Annotated in this window: 13 protein-coding genes; 10 read left to right on the plus strand and 3 right to left on the minus strand. The window is 65.4% G+C overall.

Features of this window, described 5'->3' with window-relative positions; all coding sequences use genetic code 11:
- Positions 1-13: 13 nt before the first annotated feature.
- From AC1Z3O_RS18685 to AC1Z3O_RS18710, 6 genes are all read left to right on the plus strand, one after another.
- Entirely contained in the window at positions 14-1,549 is a 1,536-nt protein-coding gene (locus tag AC1Z3O_RS18685) for a class I adenylate-forming enzyme family protein (protein ID WP_483517185.1), read from the plus strand.
- The gene (locus tag AC1Z3O_RS18690) at positions 1,546-2,343 is read left to right on the plus strand and encodes an SDR family NAD(P)-dependent oxidoreductase (protein WP_483517186.1); all 798 of its coding nucleotides are present in this window, start codon (positions 1,546-1,548) and stop codon (positions 2,341-2,343) included. The genes AC1Z3O_RS18685 and AC1Z3O_RS18690 overlap by 4 nt, the downstream gene beginning before the upstream one ends.
- 10 nt (positions 2,344-2,353) lie before the next feature.
- Complete coding sequence (locus AC1Z3O_RS18695) at positions 2,354-3,124, plus strand: crotonase/enoyl-CoA hydratase family protein (RefSeq protein WP_483517187.1); 771 nt, start codon at positions 2,354-2,356, stop codon at positions 3,122-3,124.
- Positions 3,125-3,149: 25 nt separating this feature from the next.
- Positions 3,150-4,118, plus strand: coding sequence for a Bug family tripartite tricarboxylate transporter substrate binding protein (locus AC1Z3O_RS18700; RefSeq protein WP_483517189.1), 969 nt, complete (start codon positions 3,150-3,152; stop codon positions 4,116-4,118).
- 66 nt (positions 4,119-4,184) lie between these two features.
- Positions 4,185-5,159 (plus strand): NAD(P)H-dependent flavin oxidoreductase, encoded by a 975-nt coding sequence (locus AC1Z3O_RS18705; RefSeq protein ID WP_483517190.1) that lies wholly within the window; start codon positions 4,185-4,187, stop codon positions 5,157-5,159.
- A 4-nt stretch (positions 5,160-5,163) separates the two neighbouring features.
- Positions 5,164-6,192 carry an NAD(P)H-dependent flavin oxidoreductase gene (locus AC1Z3O_RS18710; RefSeq protein ID WP_483517191.1) on the plus strand — a complete coding sequence of 343 codons (1,029 nt, stop codon included), beginning with the start codon at positions 5,164-5,166 and terminating at the stop codon, positions 6,190-6,192.
- 319 nt (positions 6,193-6,511) lie between these two features.
- Here the strand turns inward: AC1Z3O_RS18710 and gyrB are convergent, their stop codons facing one another.
- From gyrB to dnaA, 3 genes are all read right to left on the minus strand, one after another.
- Positions 6,512-9,037, minus strand: coding sequence for a DNA topoisomerase (ATP-hydrolyzing) subunit B (gene gyrB, locus AC1Z3O_RS18715; protein ID WP_483517192.1), 2,526 nt, complete (start codon positions 9,035-9,037; stop codon positions 6,512-6,514).
- Between the two features lie 249 nt (positions 9,038-9,286).
- Entirely contained in the window at positions 9,287-10,402 is a 1,116-nt protein-coding gene (gene dnaN, locus AC1Z3O_RS18720) for a DNA polymerase III subunit beta (RefSeq protein WP_483517193.1), read from the minus strand.
- Between the two features lie 516 nt (positions 10,403-10,918).
- Positions 10,919-12,691 carry a chromosomal replication initiator protein DnaA gene (dnaA, locus tag AC1Z3O_RS18725; RefSeq protein ID WP_483517194.1) on the minus strand — a complete coding sequence of 591 codons (1,773 nt, stop codon included), beginning with the start codon at positions 12,689-12,691 and terminating at the stop codon, positions 10,919-10,921.
- 851 nt (positions 12,692-13,542) lie between these two features.
- Between dnaA and rpmH the strand changes: the two genes are divergently transcribed.
- The 4 genes from rpmH (at position 13,543) to yidC (ending at position 16,242) form a co-directional block, all read left to right on the plus strand.
- Entirely contained in the window at positions 13,543-13,677 is a 135-nt protein-coding gene (gene rpmH, locus AC1Z3O_RS18730; protein ID WP_006578231.1) for a 50S ribosomal protein L34, read from the plus strand.
- A gap of 115 nt (positions 13,678-13,792) precedes the next feature.
- On the plus strand, positions 13,793-14,260 hold the full coding sequence (gene rnpA / locus AC1Z3O_RS18735) for a ribonuclease P protein component (protein ID WP_483517196.1): 468 nt from the start codon (positions 13,793-13,795) through the stop codon (positions 14,258-14,260).
- Between the two features lie 13 nt (positions 14,261-14,273).
- Positions 14,274-14,549 carry a membrane protein insertion efficiency factor YidD gene (yidD, locus tag AC1Z3O_RS18740; RefSeq protein WP_483517197.1) on the plus strand — a complete coding sequence of 92 codons (276 nt, stop codon included), beginning with the start codon at positions 14,274-14,276 and terminating at the stop codon, positions 14,547-14,549.
- Positions 14,550-14,571: 22 nt separating this feature from the next.
- Entirely contained in the window at positions 14,572-16,242 is a 1,671-nt protein-coding gene (yidC, locus tag AC1Z3O_RS18745) for a membrane protein insertase YidC (RefSeq protein ID WP_483517198.1), read from the plus strand.
- The last annotated feature ends 125 nt before the right edge of the window (positions 16,243-16,367 follow it).

Genomic DNA, 16,367 nt, shown 5'->3' on the forward strand with positions numbered 1-16,367 from the left:
GATGGACATCCCGATGACAACCGCACCAACCTTGCCTGAACACTGGGCCCAGGTTCAGCCCGACCGACCGGCCCTGCTGGCCGGAGACGAAATCCTGAGCTGGCGCGAGCTGAACACGCTGGCCGACAACATCGCCAACCAGCTGGCCCGCCGCGGCGTCGGAGCCGGCGACATCGTGGCGCTGCGGATGCAGACCACGTCGCAATGGGTAGCCTTGATGCTGGCGCTGTCCAAGCTCAAGGCCCGGCTGCTTGGTATCAACTGGCGGCTGGTCGCCGACGAGGTCAATTATGTCCTGGAGAACGCCGGCGCCAGGATGCTGATCCTGGACGACGAGCAGCCCCAGGCGCTCATTGAGGGGATATCCGTACTGGCGCGGGACGTCATCGTTCCCGTGGCCAAGACCGGCGCCGAGAGCCAATGGAACGCGCTGATCCAGCCGGCCGGAGCGCCCATCATCATGAGCGAACTGTGCGAGCAGATCATCTACACCTCGGGGACCACGGGCAAGCCCAAGGGCGTGGAGCGTCATCTGCGGCCCGAGCCGGGCAATGAGCGCCTGAACCGCTACCTGGAAGCCCAGGGCGGAGCGTACAAGCGCTACCAGGCGTCCGACGTAGTGCTGGTGTCCATGCCCCTGCACCACGGCTCCGGCCCTTCGCAGGTGCGTGTGGCGATGGCGAGCGGCTCCATGCTGGTCTTGCAGAACCGCTTCGACGCCGCCGAGTGGTTCGACCTGGCCGAGAAGCACGGCGTTACACACTGGACGGGCGTCCCCACCATGTACAAGCGGCTAAAGAGCTATCAGGAGGCCTCTGGTCGCCAGGTCCCGCGCCTCAAGAGCATGGGCATTGGCGCTGCGCCCGTGCCCATGGCAATCAAGCGGTGGGTGCACGAACAGTTCGGGCCGGTGCTGCATGAAGGCTACGGCTCGACCGAGACCGGCATGGTCGCGGGCATGAAGCCCGAGGAACACTTCAGGAAACCCGGCTCCAGCGGACTCCCCTATGACGGGGTGGAAGTGGAAATCCGCGATGAGGACGGCAAGCCATGCCCTCGCGGCACCGTCGGCGAGATCTGGGTCGACACCCCGGCCGTGATCAAGCGCTATCTCAACGCGCCGCCGCTGGATGAGGACACGCTTGATGCCCGCGGCTTCTTCCGCACGGGCGACATGGGGCATCTCGATGAAGACGGCTATCTCTACATCACCGACCGCGCCAAGGACATGATCATTTCGGGCGGGGTCAACATCTATCCGGCGGAAATCGAGGCCGCTTTCTACCAGCACCCTGGCTTGCTCGACATCGCGGTGGTCGGCCTGCCCGACGAAGAATTCGGCGAGAAGGTGGTGGCCTACTACGAATCCAAAGACGGGCAGCCCATTGCCGAGGACGAACTGGCCGCGCTGGGGCGATCGCACCTGGCGTCGTACAAGCGCCCTCGAAATTTCGTGCATGTCGCCGAACTGCCGCGCAATGCCGTCGGCAAGATCCTGAAGCGTGAGCTTCGCCAACCTCATTGGAAGAACCAGGAGCGCAACGTATGACTTTGAACTTGACCAACCTCAATGGAAAGATCGCGGCCGTAACCGGCGCGGGCCAGGGCGTGGGCCGCGAGGTAGCGCTGCACTTCGCGAAGAGCGGCGCCCGGGCCGTGATCGTCAACGACTACTATGCCGAGCGGGCGCAGGCCGTGGTGCAGGAAATCGAGGCGCTGGGTGTGAAGAGCGTGGCCGCCGTGTGCGACGTGACCGACCACACGCAGGTCAAGGCCGTGTTTGCGCAGGCCGCGCACGAGGCCGGCGGCAGCATCGACATCCTGGTCAACAACGCCGGCAATTCTGGCGTCAATCCTGACCCGGAAGCACGCAAGCATTTCTGGGAAGTCGGCGAGGCGGCCTGGGACAGCTTTATCCGCGTCAATTTCTACGGCGTCATCAACTGCACGGCGGCAGTAGTGCCCGGCATGATCGAAAAGAACGCGGGCCGGCTGATCACCATCATCTCCGACGCCGGCCGCGTGGGCGAGCCTAACCTGGAGATCTACTCCGGCGCCAAGGCCGGGGCCGCCGGATTCATGCGCGGCACGGCCAGAGCCCTGGGGCGCTACAACATCACGGCCAATTGCGTGGCCATCTCCGCCACGGCGACGCCGGCGATTGCGGCGCGCCTGGAGGCCGATCCCGACAGGACAAAGAAGATGCTCTCGAACTACGTGATCCGCCGCGTGGGGCAGCCCGAGGACGTGGCCAACATGGTGTTGTTCCTGGCCTCGGAGTCCAGCGCGTGGATCACCGGCCAGACCTATCCGGTCAACGGTGGGTTTTCGTTCAACCTGTGAGGAGCGCAGCATGACAACCGAGCAAGTCGCAGTGCTGGAGAAAAGAGATGGGGTGGCCGTTATCACCCTGAACCGGCCCGAGGTCAAGAATTGCTGCAATAACGCGATGGCGATCGCGCTGCAGGACATCATGGACGAGATCGACGAGGACAGGAACTGCTTCGTCGCCGTCATCCATGGTGCCGGCGGCAACTTCTCGACCGGCGCCGACCTGAAGGAAGCGGCCAGCGGCGCCAAGCGCACCAAGCTGCGCCGCGGCGGCTTCGGCTGCTTCGTGCACCCGCTGCGCAAGCCGCTGATCGCCGCCGTCGAGGGCTATGCCGTGGGCGGGGGCTTCGAACTGTGCCTGACCTGCGACATGGTGGTGGCCGCGGCCAACGCCAAATTCGGCCTGCCCGAGGTCAAGCACAACCTCGTGGCGGTGGGCGGCGGGCTGTTCCGCCTGCCCAAGAAGATTCCTTACAACATCGCCTTCGAGATGGCCTTGACCGGCAAGATCTACGACGCCGACTTCCTGCGGCCCTACGGCATCCTGAACCGGGTGGTCGAGCCGGGCACGGCCCTGGACTGCGCCATGGAGCTGGCCCGCATGATGCTGGTGAACGGACCGACAGCGCTGGCAGCGTCCAAGCGCATCATGTCCAAGGCCTTCGAATGGCCAGAGCTGGAAGCCTGGGAGAACCAGATTCCCATCGCCCAGGTCGCGCTCAATTCCAAGGACCGGGTTGAAGGACTCAAGGCTTTTGCGGCCAAGCGCGCTCCGGTCTGGTCGGGCGAATAGCGCCAAAAACAAGGAGGAGACAGGTATGCAAAGACGAAGCTTTCTGCTGGGCTCCGCGGCGGCGGCCACGGCATGGGCAGCGAGTTCGCCACTACTTGCGCAGGAAAAAAACCCCATCAGCATCATCTTGCCCCTGGGCGGCGGCTCAGGAGGCGACACCAGCACGCGTATCCTCGCCGATGTCCTGTCCCGCGAACTGCAGCGCACGGTGATCGTCGAGAACAAGCCGGGCGCCGACACCATGATCGCCACGCAGTACGTGTTGAACGGCCCGGCCGATGGGACGCGCGTGCTGATGCTTTCGCCCAGCAACATGGTGATCGTTCCGCTGATCAACAAGAGCCTGCGCTTCAATCCGGAAACCCAGCTGCAACCCATCATCACCTCTGCGCGAGGCGGTGCCGCTCTGGTCGTGAAGACGGGCAGGTACAAGTCGCTGGCCGAGTTCATCGCCTACGCCAAGGCCAATCCGGGCAAGGCGTCGCTGGCAACGTATAGTGGGCACTACTACAAGCTGCTGGCGCTGATGATCCAGCGCGACCTCGGCATCCAGCTCAACAACGTGCAATACAAGGCCCCGGCGCCCGCGCTCAGCGATGTGGTAGGCGGCAATGTAGACGCGATGATCATCGACGCTGGCGGCGCGCGCGAATTCTTCCGCGCCGGCAAGATCCATCTACTCGCCTTGACACACGAGCGCAGGCCCCCAGCGTTCCAGGATGTGCCAACCTTCAGTGAGTTGGGATATCCCGGTTCGACGGCTTACGTCTGGATCGGCTACGGGGTCAAGGCCGGTACGCCACCCGAGATAGTTCGGCGCTTGTACAAGGGGCTCTCCGCCGCGCTTAAGTCCAAAGAGTATCTGGCCTATGTGGAGCAATCCAGCGCCGGCTCAGAGACGGTCGATTTCGACCCGGAGAAGACCAGGCTCTATGTGCAGGACGAACGCAAGCGCTTTGCGCATTTGATTGAAAAGACCGGGTATACGAACTGATGGATTGACATGGCTTGGCGCTCTGCATGATGTGCAGATGCCTGAGCATCCGATAGGGAGGATTGCATGAGTTTGCCTTCTTCGCTGGCATCGCGCCTGCGCCTGCCGCTGATTGCCGCACCCATGCTGCGCGTGTCCGGCCCGGAACTGGTTGCGGCCGCGTGCTGCAGCGGCATTATCGGCGCGTTTCCGACGGTCAATGCCCGCGGCGCCGAGCAGCTGGACGCCTGGCTTGCGCAGATCAAGGCCCGGTGCGCCGAGGCGCCCGGCCCGGTCGCGCCGGTCTGCCCAAACATCATCATGCGGCGCCAGGCCACGCTGGATGAGGACCTGCGGGTCCTCATCCGCCACCGGGTGGAAATGGTCATCGCCAGCGTAGGCTCGCCCGAGGCTGTCATCCAGCCGCTGCACGACATCGGCTGCCTGGTGTTCGCCGACGTGGCATCCATCCGCCATGCGGAGAAGGCGCTAGCGGCCGGGGCCGACGGCCTGATCTTGCTCACGGCCGGGGCCGGCGGGCAGACCGGCTGGGCCAACCCCTTTGCCTTTGTGCGTGCCGTGCGGCAGATGTTCGACGGCCCCATCGTGCTGTCAGGCGGCATGTCCGACGGTGCCGCGCTGTGGGCGGCCCGCACGCTAGGCTGCGATCTGGGCATGATGGGCACACGCTTCATTGCCACGCATGAAAGCCTGGGCGCCGACCGCTACAAGGCCATGCTTGTGGACAGCCGGCTCGACGACGTGATGTTGACGCAGGCCTTCACGGGGCTGGACACCAATATGCTGCGCCCGTCCGTAATCGCCGCCGGCCTTGACCCCAAGGCGCTGGCTGGCCCCATCACGCCGGAGCGGGCGACCGAGCTGTACAGCGAGCACCACAACGGCGGCCGCGCGCCGCGCCGCTGGGTCGATGTCTGGAGCGCGGGGCATTCGGTGTCAGGAGTCGACGCGGTGCAGGACGTGGCCGGGCTGGTGGACGAGCTGCTGGCCCAGTACAAGGCCGCGCAGCAAGACACCACGGGCCTGCTGGTCTCGGCCTGACGTCATGGACACGCACGCATCGGACTCGGCGCCGGACCCCATGCTCCAGACCCGGCTGACCGCGCTGCTGGGGATCCGCTATCCCATCCTGCTCGGCGGCATGCACCACCTCGGCACGTCCGGCGTAGTGGCCGGCGTGGTGAACGCCGGCGCCATGGGCTACATCGCCGCGCGCTCGTTCGATTCGCTGGACGACTACCGCGCCGACCTGCGCCGCTGCCGCGAGCTGACCGGCAGGCGCCCGTTCGGCGTCAACCTCACCATCTCGCGCCGCGACGGCTTCAATCGGAGGGTGCCGGACTGGATTCGCATCGCCTTCGAGGAAGGCGTGCGCCTGTTCGAGAGCGCCGGCAGTTCGCCGGAGGCGCTGGTGGGGCCCATCCACGAAGGCGGCGGCATCCTTGTCCACAAATGCCCCAGCGTTCGCCACGCGGTGACGGCGCAGCGGCTGGGCGTGGATGCGGTGGCGCTGGTCGGGCTGGAGGAGGGCGGCCACCCGGGCGCCAACCAGTTGTCGGCCTTCGTCAACGGTGCCTTCGCGCTGGAGCGGCTGGAGATTCCGCTGGTGATCGGCGGCGGCATCGGCAGCGGCCGACAGATCGCGGCGGCGCTGGCGCTGGGAGCCGACGGGGTGGTGATGGGCAGCCGCTTCATGGTGGCCAGCGAAATCGCCGCCCATGTAGCGCTCAAGGCGCGCATCGTTGCTGCCGACGAACATTGCTCGACCACCATCCTCGCCAGTCTGGGCGACACCTGGCGCGTGCTGCGCAACGAGACGGCGCGCGCCGTGCAGGAACTGGAAGCCGGCGGCGCCCGCAGCCATGCCGAGTTCGGTGACCTGATCCTGTCGTCGCGCACGCGGGAGCGGGTGTACGAGGGTGGCAACGTCGAGGCCGGCATCGTCTCGCTCGGCCCGGCGGGCGGCTTTGCCGACGCGATCGAGCCGGCGGAGCGTATCGTCGCCCGGCTGGTGGCAGACGCCCGCCGTGCTTGTAGAGCGATTGGTCGACGTTGGGCTGAGGCGGCACCTTGACCAAGATCGTTGCCTCGATCGACGGCTTCGGCGCGCCTTAAGCGTCCGCTTCTCGGCCTTTGCCGCTACCTGCAGGCCCGGCCAAGCTCGCTCGTTCCGAAATACAAACCTTCAAGTCGCCTGTAGTGCCGCCGCACAAACAAAAAAGCCCAGCCACTTCTGGCTGGGCTCATCTGATCTTCGATGGGGTCAACTACTAATCCTGCTACTTACGAAACCCTTGGCCTGTTGCCCTTTGTAGGCCAGTAGCACTACCAAGATCCGGCTGTAGCAGAGTTGTGGCGCCAGTATTACTTTGGCGCCTTCGACGGCATCAAGATCAAACGTCGATATTCCGCGCCACCAGCGCATTGCTCTCGATGAAGTTCCTGCGCGGCTCCACATCGTCGCCCATCAGCGTGGTGAAGATCTGGTCCGCCGCGATGGCATCTTCGATCTGCACCTTCAGCAGGCGGCGCTGGGTGACGTCCAGCGTGGTTTCGTAGAGCTGCTCGGGGTTCATCTCGCCCAGGCCCTTGTAGCGCTGGCGCGAGACGCCGCGCTCGGCTTCGGACAGCAGCCAGGTCATGGCGGCGTGGAAGTCGCCCACGGTCTGGTCGCGCAGCTTGTCGCCTTCGCCGCGGCGCACCTTGGTGCCGTCGGGGATCAGGCCCTGGAAGGTCTGGGCGGCCTTGGCCAACGCGGCGTAGTCGGCGCCGTGGACGAAGTCGGCGTCCAGGTGCGACAGGCGCACGTTGCCGTGCTGGCGGCGTGCGATCATCAGGCGGTGCTTGTCGGTCTTCTCGTCGAACTGGGCGTAGACATCGGCGGTGCCGTCGTTGTTGACGGCGGCGCCGTTGAGCGTCTTGGCGTGCATCTCGGCCAGCTTGACCTTGAGCGCCTCGGCGGAGGCCTCGGCGGCGGCGGCGCTGTCGAGGTCGAGCGTGATGCCATCGGCGATGGCACGCAGGGCGTCAGTGTCGACGATGCGCGACAGGCGGCCGATCACGCCTTCGGCGAGCTGGTACTGGCGTGCGAGCTCGCCCAGCGCTTCGCCGGAGATCTCGCTGCCGTCAGGGCGCACCAGGGCGGACTTTTCCAGCGCCAGGCGCAGCATGTAGGCGTTGAGCTCGACGTCGTCCTTGATGTAACGCTCTTCCTTGCCGTGCTTGACCTTGTACAGCGGCGGCTGCGCGATGTAGACGTAGCCGCGCTCGATGATGTCGGGCATCTGGCGGTAGAAGAAGGTCAGCAGCAGGGTGCGGATGTGCGAGCCGTCCACGTCAGCATCGGTCATGATGATGATGCGGTGGTAGCGCAGCTTCTCGAGGTTGTAGTCGTCCTTGCCGATGCCGGTGCCCAGCGCGGTGATCAGCGTCAGCACTTCCTGGCTGGACAGCATCTTGTCGAAGCGGGCGCGCTCCACGTTGAGGATCTTGCCCTTGAGCGGCAGGATGGCCTGGAACTTACGGTCGCGGCCCTGCTTGGCGGAGCCGCCTGCGGAGTCACCCTCGACCAGGAAGAGTTCGGACAGGGCCGGGTCCTTTTCCTGGCAGTCGGCCAGCTTGCCGGGCAGGCCGATGCCGTCCAGCACGCCCTTGCGGCGCGTCATCTCGCGAGCCTTGCGCGCGGCTTCGCGGGCGCGGGCCGAGTCGACGATCTTGCTGCAGATGATCTTGGCGTCGCTGGGCGTTTCCAGCAGGAAGTCGTTCAGGGCCTTGGAGACCAGTTCTTCCACGGGCAGGCGCACTTCGGAGGAGACCAGCTTGTCCTTGGTCTGCGAGCTGAACTTGGGCTCGGGCACCTTGACGGAGAGCACGCAGGCCAGGCCTTCGCGCATGTCGTCGCCGGTGGTCTCGACCTTGGCTTTTTTGGCGATCTCGTTTTCTTCGATGTACTTGTTGATGACGCGGGTCATCGCGGCGCGCAGGCCGGTCAGGTGGGTGCCGCCATCCCGCTGCGGGATGTTATTGGTGAAGCAGAGCACCTGCTCGTTGTAGCCATCATTCCACTGCATGGCCACTTCCACGGCGATGCCTTCCTTCTCGGCATTGGCGTAGAAGATGGTGGGATGCAGCGTGGTCTTGGCGCGGTTGATGTACTCGACGAAACCCTTCACGCCGCCGGAGAAGGCGAAGTCTTCTTCCTTGCCGGTGCGCTGGTCGGTGAGCCTGATGTGCACACCGTTGTTCAGGAACGAGAGCTCGCGGATGCGCTTGGAGAGCACCTCGTAGTGGAACTCGACGTTGGTGAAGATGGCTTCGTCGGCGAGGAAGTGCACCTCGGTGCCGCGCTTGTCGGTAGGGCCGATCACCTTCATCGGCGACACTTCCGCCGACTGGCCGTCGGGGCCGGTCGCGGTTTCGACGAGGCGGTTCTGCACCGCGCCCTGGGCGAACTCCAGCAGGTGGACCTTGCCGTCGCGGCGCACGGTCAGGCGCAGCCACTTGGACAGTGCGTTGACGCAGGACACGCCCACGCCGTGCAGGCCGCCCGACACCTTGTAGCTGTTCTGGTTGAACTTGCCGCCGGCGTGCAGCTCGGTCATGGCGATCTCGGCCGCGCTGCGCTTGGGCTCGTGCTTGTCGTCGAACTTGACGTCGGGCGGGATGCCGCGGCCGTTGTCGATGATCGAGATCGAGTTGTCGGTGTGGATCGTGACCTGGATCTCGGTGCAGTAGCCGGCCAGCGCCTCGTCGATGGAGTTGTCCAGCACCTCGAACACGAGGTGGTGCAGGCCGGTGCCGTCGGAGGTGTCGCCGATGTACATGCCGGGACGCTTGCGTACCGCCTCCAGGCCTTCCAGGATCTGGATCGAGGAGGCTCCGTAGCTGTTTTCCTGTTGCGGTTTCTGCTGTTCGGTCATGTTTTCCTACTCACGGCAAATGCGGGGATCGGGCCGGGCGCCGGCATCATGGGCCGGGGCGGGGCGTCGGTGGTCCGCGTGCGGGTTACATAAAAACGGCAAAAGGGGCGGATCCCGCGGATCCTGCCCCTGGTGCGGCGGTCTGGCCGGCCCTGGGGGCCGGCCGCCGTGGCGTGCCGTTCGATGCTCCGGTCTTGCGAATCGCGTCGTTCCTTCTATCGACTAGCTATCAGACTGGGTACCGTCGCATCAGATGCGCATCGGCATGACGACGTACTTGAAGTTATCGTCATCCGGCACGGTGATCAGCGCGCTCGAATTCGAGTCGCCGAGGGCGACCTGCACCTGCTCGCTCTTCAGGTTGGCGAGCACGTCGAGCAGGTAGGTCACGTTGAAACCGATATCCAGGGCATCGCCCGAATAATCGAGTTCGAGTTCTTCCTGTGCCTCTTCCTGGTCCGCGTTGGTGGAACTGATCTTCAGCGTATGGGTGCTGAGGATGCAGCGCACGCCCTTGAACTTGTCGGTGGTCAGGATGGCGGTGCGCTGCAGCGCCTGCTGCAGCTGCACGCGGTCGATGGCGAAGGCGTTCTTGTAGCCCTTCGGGATCACGCGCTGGAAGTCCGGGAACTTGCCTTCGACCAGCTTGGAGATCAGCTCCACGTTGGCGAAGGTGAACTTGACCTGGTTGGCGGCCAGCTGCACCTGCACGGGATCGTCGGTGTCCTCGAGCAGACGCTGCAGTTCCAGGATGGTCTTGCGCGGGATGATGACTTCCTGGCGCGAGCCCACGCCCGCGGCCTCGTTCTCCAGCTCCACGCCGCAGTAGGCCAGGCGGTGGCCGTCGGTGGCCACGGCCATGACCTTCTTGCCGTCCACCACCAGCAGCATGCCGTTCAGGTAGTAGCGGATGTCCTGCTGGGCCATGGCGAAGTGAACCATGGCGAGCAGGTGCTTGAAGGTCTTCTGCGGCAGCGTGACAGTCGCGTTGAACTCGCTCGCCTCGGCCACGGTCGGGAATTCCTCTGCGGCCAGCGTCTGCAGCGCGAAGCGGCTCTTGCCAGACTGCACGGTCATGCGCTTGTCGTTCAGCGACAGGGCGACATCACCGTCGGGCATCGCGCGCAGGATATCCAGCAGCTTGCGGGCGGCCACGGTGGTGGCCACGCTGTCATTGCCCACGCCGCATTCGGCGTGCGTGGTGATCTGGATCTCGATGTCGGTCGAGAGGAAGGAAACGTTGGCCCCGGACTTGCGGATCAGCAGGTTGGCCAGGATCGGGAGGGTGTGGCGGCGCTCCACGATGCCGCTCACGATTTGCAGCGGACGCAGCAGGTTGTCTCGCGAGGTTTTGACCAATTGCATTGAATTTATCCTTCGTCGTTTGTCGTCGGCGACCGCAGGGCCATGGCTCCGTGATTCGCATCGTTCCAAAAATGACTTTGGAATCAAGGAGTTAATATGCCATTGTACCAAAGGATAAGCCGCTGCGGTGAAGCGGGGCGACGTGCGCCGGGCCGTGTGTTGTGCACATGCCGCGGGCGATATGTGCAACATACGTCACGTATTGCCATGGATTGACTGCCTTGCGCAGCACTTCCAGGCGGATTTTCCCGGCAGTTCGTCCCGACTCACCGCAAAGCCTTAGCTCCGGTCACCATGGCACCTTGCCGGCGGTGCTTCTGGTTGATTCCGCTTACTGCTATTTCATTCGGGGCACCCGGCACAAAAGACCGGGCGCGCACCCTACAGTATGCCAGCCCCGCGTGGCGGTTCCGGCAAATTCGCTCCCTCGGCTCCGGTGGAGCGAAGGGATGCCTGATCGCCGCATGCGATGCGCATCGTATGCACATCGCATGATCATGTTCCGCGCCCCGGGGCTCAGCCCTTCAGCGTCTGCTCCAACACGTGCAGCTCGTGGTTGAGCTGCGCGTCCTTGCTGCGCTCATCGGCGATCTTGCGCACGGCGTGCAGCACGGTGGTGTGGTCACGGCCGCCGAACAGCTCACCGATCTCGGGCAGGCTCTTCTGCGTCAGTTCCTTGGCCAGGTACATGGCGATCTGGCGCGGCCGCGCGATATTGGCGGGCCGCTTCTTGCTGTACATGTCCGCGACCTTGATGTTGTAGAAGTCCGCACAGGTCTTCTGGATGTTCTCCACCGAGATCTGGCGGTTCTGCACCGTCAGCAGGTCCTTCAGCGCCTCGCGCGTGACCTCGATGGTGATGTCCTTGCCATGGAAATTGGAGAAGGCCAGGATCTTGCGCAGCGCGCCTTCCAGCTCGCGCACGTTGGAGCGCAGGTGCTTGGCGACGAAGAAGGCGACTTCCTCGGGCACGCTGACGTTCTCGGCGGCGGCCTTCTTCATCAGGATGGCCACGCGCATCTCCAGCTCGGGCGGCTCGATCGCCACCGTCAGGCCGGAATCGAAGCGCGAGATCAGGCGATCGTCGATGCCGCTGATTTCCTTGGGATAGGTATCGCTGGTGATGATCACCTGCGCCCGGTTGGCGATCAGGGCCTCGAAGGCGTAGAAGAACTCTTCCTGCGTGCGGTTCTTGCCGGAGAAGAATTGAATATCGTCGATCAGCAGCAGGTCGAGCGAGTGGTAGTAGCGCTTGAACTCGTCGAAGGCCTTGCGCTGGTACGCCTTGACCACGTCGGAGACATACTGCTCGGCATGGATGTAGCGGATACGCGCGCGCGGGTTCTCCAACAGCATGAAGTTGCCGATCGCGTGGATCAAGTGGGTCTTGCCCAGGCCTACGCCGCCATAGAGATACAGCGGGTTGTATGACTTGCCCGGGTTGTTGGCCACCTGGATGGCGGCGGCGCGCGCAAGCTGGTTGGCCTTACCGGTGACGAAGTTGTCGAAGGTGAGGATGGGATTCAGGCGCGAGCGCTCGTGGACGGTGTCCGACGGCTGCTGGGCACCGCCCATGCCGGCAGGACCCATGCCGGCGCCGCCCGCCTGGGCCGGCACGCGGTAGGAACGCGCGGCGGCCTCGGACGGGTCCATCTGGGCCACGTCGATGTCGGCGATCGCAGCGCCGCCCATGCCGGTCGAGCCTGCGGCCATGCCGCCCATTGCATTGCCCATGCCGCCAGGGTAAGGCGCACCCTGGCCCATGCCACCGCCGAAGCCCGCGGCGCCGGGCTGGACCGGCTGACCGCCTGGCGCGAACCCTTGCGCGCCCTGGCCGAAGCCAGGCGCCGCGCCCGGGTAGTGCCCGGGCTGCATGCCGGCGCCCATGCCTGCATGGGCCTGTCCGGGCTGACCCGGCATGGCACCCGGCATGGCACCCGGATAGGCTCCGGCCTGCGCGCCCCCCGGCGCTCCGGCGGGCGGCGTCAGGTGGGTGCCGGCCAGGCCGCTGGACTGCGCATAGGCCGCCGCGCGGCCAGAGGCCGTTGGGTCGAGCACGAAGTGCACGCTTACGTCGGCCTCCCAGTATTCACAGGCGAGGGAGGTGATGCGGCTGGCGAACTGGCTCTTCACCCAGTCGAGCTTGAAACGGTTAGGCGCGGCGATGCGCAGCGCGTGCGCCTCCTCGTCGAAGGCGACCGGCGCCAGCGGCTTGATCCACGTCTTGAATTGTTGCGGCGTCAGCTCACGCTCGAGTTGCGCGGCTGCCGCCTGCCAGAAATCTTGCATTGTTTTGTTCTGCGAATCGCGACGGATGGGCAATAGGCGCACGCATGCTTCCGCCGCCCGGGCATTGCCATGGTGACCTTCGCTGCCCGGGGATGCTTCCGACGTCCGTCCGGCTGGTCCTAGTCAAACCAACCGCCTGATACGTCGCATCCTGTGCCGGCGCGCCATGTGCGAGCCCGGGTTGCGCGTGCACCACGCCGCCCGTCTGATGTTTGGACCCGGATTGTACCCCCCGCCTCAAGTTATCCACAAAGGATAAGTCTGTGGACAAGTTGTGTAGAAGCGGTGGATGGTTGTGCACAACCCCTTATCCAGCGCGGCTTCCAGGGTTGCCAAAACGACCGGAAAACGAATGGAAACAGTGACTTCCTGCCTGTGGACAGGACTGCCGGGTGCTGCTTACGACATGCCTACTTACCCACCGTCCATTGTGGACAATGCCCGACAGGCCCCGTTTACATGGCGCCACGCTCCTGCCGGCGCGCATGCACCAATGCCTTGACACTGTCCGCGAAAATCGGTTAAATGGCGGGTTCTGCGATGCGGCAGGGGATCTCGTATGCGCATCGCCGGGTCTGACCTGATCCGTACCGTCCGCGCCCGCGGGCCGGACGGCAGGGACGGACAGCGGGCCGAAGCAAGGCTGACTGGGAAAGATTCCGGCGCACTGCGCTCCGGCACGATCCCACCGGTCCAGCAGCAGCGTCGCAAGACGCACGGCCGGCAGCAAAAGACACCCGCAGACGTCGGCAAGACCGCATCCGCGGCAGCCCCAAGCGAACCATACGCGGCGGCCATGGCCCCGGCAGGCGCCGGAGTCGGGCGAACCCAGATCAACCAGAGAGTGCAACATGAAACGTACCTACCAACCTTCCGTTACCCGCCGCAAGCGTACCCATGGTTTCCGCGTGCGCATGAAGACCCGCGGCGGCCGTGCCGTCATCAACGCGCGTCGCGCCAAGGGCCGCAAGCGCCTGGCAGTCTAAGGGCCGGGCGACCGGCTGGCGTGGCGCCGCATGCGCCGCGCTGGCCCCACGCCTCGCCTGCAGGACGGCCGGGAACACTGCAGCCAAGCGCAGCAATCCGCTAGCTTTGCCCAGCGTGCCCGCCCATACCTTTCCCAAAGCCGCAAGGCTGACAAAGACGGATGAGTTTTCATCCGTTTTTGCTTTGCGGCCGCGCCGCCGCAGCCAGCACTTCGTGCTCTACGTGCGCCCGAACGGGCTGCCGCAGGCACGCCTGGGGCTGGTGACGGGCAAGAAGTTCGCCCGGCGCGCGGTCGAGCGCAACCTGATCAAGCGCATGGCGCGGGAACTGTTCCGCCAGCGGCAGGACCAATTGGCCGGCCGCGACGTGTTGCTGCGCCTGCAAGCCAAGTTTCCGCGTGCTGATTTCGCCAGCCGGGCGGCCGTGCGCCGTGCCTGCCTGGCCGAGCTCGGCGCGCTGCTGGATGTGGCGGCGCGGCCCTTGCCGCCGGACGGCGGCGCTCGGCCGACCGCGCCGCCTAAGTCCGAGTCGCCTAAGTCCGAGCCGCAGGCCGCGCCACCCGCCGCACCGCCCGCTGCTTGACCGAGCCATCATCATGAAGCGAGTCCTGCTAGCCCTGCTGCGCGTCTACAAGATCGCCCTGAGCCCGTTTTTCGGCTCGCAGTGCCGCTTCCTGCCGACCTGTTCCGACTACGCGCGCGAGGCGATCGAGCGCCACGGCGCGGGCCGCGGCAGCTGGATGGCTGCCTGCCGGCTGTGCCGTTGTCATCCGTTCGCAAAGGGCGGGTATGATCCCGTGCCTGGCGTCATACCCGAAGCGAGCGCTTCCGAGCCGGCGCCGCGTGTCACCGTCCGGCTCCCCCGACCCTGAATTCCCCAGACCACAGCGAGACATGGATATCAAACGCACCATACTCTGGGTCATCTTCGCGATGTCCCTCGTGCTGCTCTACGACAACTGGCAGCGCGCCACGGGTCATCCGTCGATGTTCTTCCCGAGCGCCAACCAGCAGCAGGCAGCCGCCTCGGGCGCTGCGGCCAGCGCGCCGGCCGCTCAGGGCGACGTGCCCAAGGCCACCGGCGCGAGCAGCGCTGCTGCCCCGGCGGCCGCGCCGCAAGCCGCGGCACAGCCGGCCGGCGAGCAGATCGTGGTGACCACCGACCAGGTCCGCGCCACCATCGACACGACCGGCGGCATCCTCTCGCGTCTGGAGCTGCTGAACCAGCATGAGAAGGACGGCAAGCCGGTGGTGCTGTTCGAGCGCGACGCCACGCGCACCTACCTGGCCCGCTCCGGCCTGATCGGCGGCGAACTGCCGAACCACACCACGGTGTTCACGGCCGCTCCCGGCCCGCGCACCATGGGCAGCGCCGATACGCTGGAAGTGCCGCTGACGGCCGAGAAGAACGGCGTCAAGCTGGTCAAGACGTATATCTTCCGCAAGGGCAGCTACGTCGTCGACACGCGCTTTGCCGTGACCAACGACAGCGCCCAGCCGATCTCGCCGACGCTGTACCTGGAACTGGTGCGTGACGGCAGCAAGGTGGAGCAGTCGCAGTTCTACAGCACCTTCACCGGCCCGGCCGTCTATACCGACGCCGACAAGTACCACAAGATCAAGTTCGAGGACATCCCCAAGGGCAAGGCCTCCGTGCCCGCCGCGGCCGACAACGGCTGGGTGGCGATGGTGCAGCACTACTTCGCCTCGGCCTGGATCCCGCAGACCAGCAAGCAGCACAGCTTCTACGTCGAAGCGATCGACAGCAACCTGTTCCGCGTGGGCATCCAGCAGCCGCTGGGCCAGATCGCGCCGGGTGCCACGGTGACCACCGATGCGCGCCTGTTCGCCGGCCCGCAGGAAGAGCGCATGCTGGAGAAGATCACCCCGGGCCTGGAACTGGTGAAGGACTACGGCTGGCTGACCATCCTGGCCAAGCCGATCTTCTGGCTGCTGGAGAAGCTGCACGGCTTCCTGGGCAACTGGGGCTGGTCGATCATCCTGTTGACCGTGCTGATCAAGTTGGTGTTCTTCCCGCTGTCGGCCGCGAGCTACCGCTCGATGGGCAAGATGAAGGACCTGCAGCCGCGCATGACGGCGATCCGCGAGCGCTACAAGGGCGACCCGCAGAAGATGAACCAGGAGATGATGGCGCTGTACCGCACCGAGAAGGTCAACCCGCTCGGCGGCTGCCTGCCCATCGTGATCCAGATCCCGGTCTTCATCGCGCTGTACTGGGTGCTGCTGTCGTCGGTGGAAATGCGCGGCGCGCCGTGGCTGGGCTGGATCCATGACCTGTCGCTGCCCGATCCGTTCTACATCCTGCCGATCGTGATGGCCGTGTCGATGTTCGTGCAGACCAAGCTGAACCCGACCCCGCCGGACCCGGTCCAGGCCAAGGTCATGATGATCATGCCGCTGGTGTTCTCGTTCATGTTCTTCTTCTTCCCGGCCGGCCTGGTGATGTACTGGGTGACGAACAACGTGCTGTCGATCGCCCAGCAGTGGCAGATCAACCGCATGCTCGGCAAGGGCAAGGCCAAGGCGGCGGCAGCGAAGAGCTGATCGCGGCATTGCCGCATGGAATGGAAAAAGCCCGGCGCATGCCGGGCTTTTTCTTTTGGGGCGGGAAATGCCCGCCGCCGTGGCCTGTCGGCCGGCTAAAAGCAGGCCCCGGGCGCCCGGCTGAC

The sequence above is a fragment of the Cupriavidus sp. 09_S30 genome (assembly GCF_056930435.1).

What these genes read in the sequence shown, in the direction of transcription:
- dnaN (WP_483517193.1), bottom strand. Translation starts at nt 10,402, where the DNA reads ATGCAATTGGTCAAAACCTCGCGAGACAACCTGCTGCGTCCGCTGCAA.
- AC1Z3O_RS18690 (WP_483517186.1), top strand. Translation starts at nt 1,546, where the DNA reads ATGACTTTGAACTTGACCAACCTCAATGGAAAGATCGCGGCCGTAACC.
- AC1Z3O_RS18700 (WP_483517189.1), top strand. Translation starts at nt 3,150, where the DNA reads ATGCAAAGACGAAGCTTTCTGCTGGGCTCCGCGGCGGCGGCCACGGCA.
- yidC (WP_483517198.1), top strand. Translation starts at nt 14,572, where the DNA reads ATGGATATCAAACGCACCATACTCTGGGTCATCTTCGCGATGTCCCTC.
- AC1Z3O_RS18705 (WP_483517190.1), top strand. Translation starts at nt 4,185, where the DNA reads ATGAGTTTGCCTTCTTCGCTGGCATCGCGCCTGCGCCTGCCGCTGATT.
- AC1Z3O_RS18710 (WP_483517191.1), top strand. Translation starts at nt 5,164, where the DNA reads ATGGACACGCACGCATCGGACTCGGCGCCGGACCCCATGCTCCAGACC.
- rpmH (WP_006578231.1), top strand. Translation starts at nt 13,543, where the DNA reads ATGAAACGTACCTACCAACCTTCCGTTACCCGCCGCAAGCGTACCCAT.
- yidD (WP_483517197.1), top strand. Translation starts at nt 14,274, where the DNA reads ATGAAGCGAGTCCTGCTAGCCCTGCTGCGCGTCTACAAGATCGCCCTG.
- dnaA (WP_483517194.1), bottom strand. Translation starts at nt 12,691, where the DNA reads ATGCAAGATTTCTGGCAGGCGGCAGCCGCGCAACTCGAGCGTGAGCTG.
- AC1Z3O_RS18695 (WP_483517187.1), top strand. Translation starts at nt 2,354, where the DNA reads ATGACAACCGAGCAAGTCGCAGTGCTGGAGAAAAGAGATGGGGTGGCC.
- AC1Z3O_RS18685 (WP_483517185.1), top strand. Translation starts at nt 14, where the DNA reads ATGACAACCGCACCAACCTTGCCTGAACACTGGGCCCAGGTTCAGCCC.
- gyrB (WP_483517192.1), bottom strand. Translation starts at nt 9,037, where the DNA reads ATGACCGAACAGCAGAAACCGCAACAGGAAAACAGCTACGGAGCCTCC.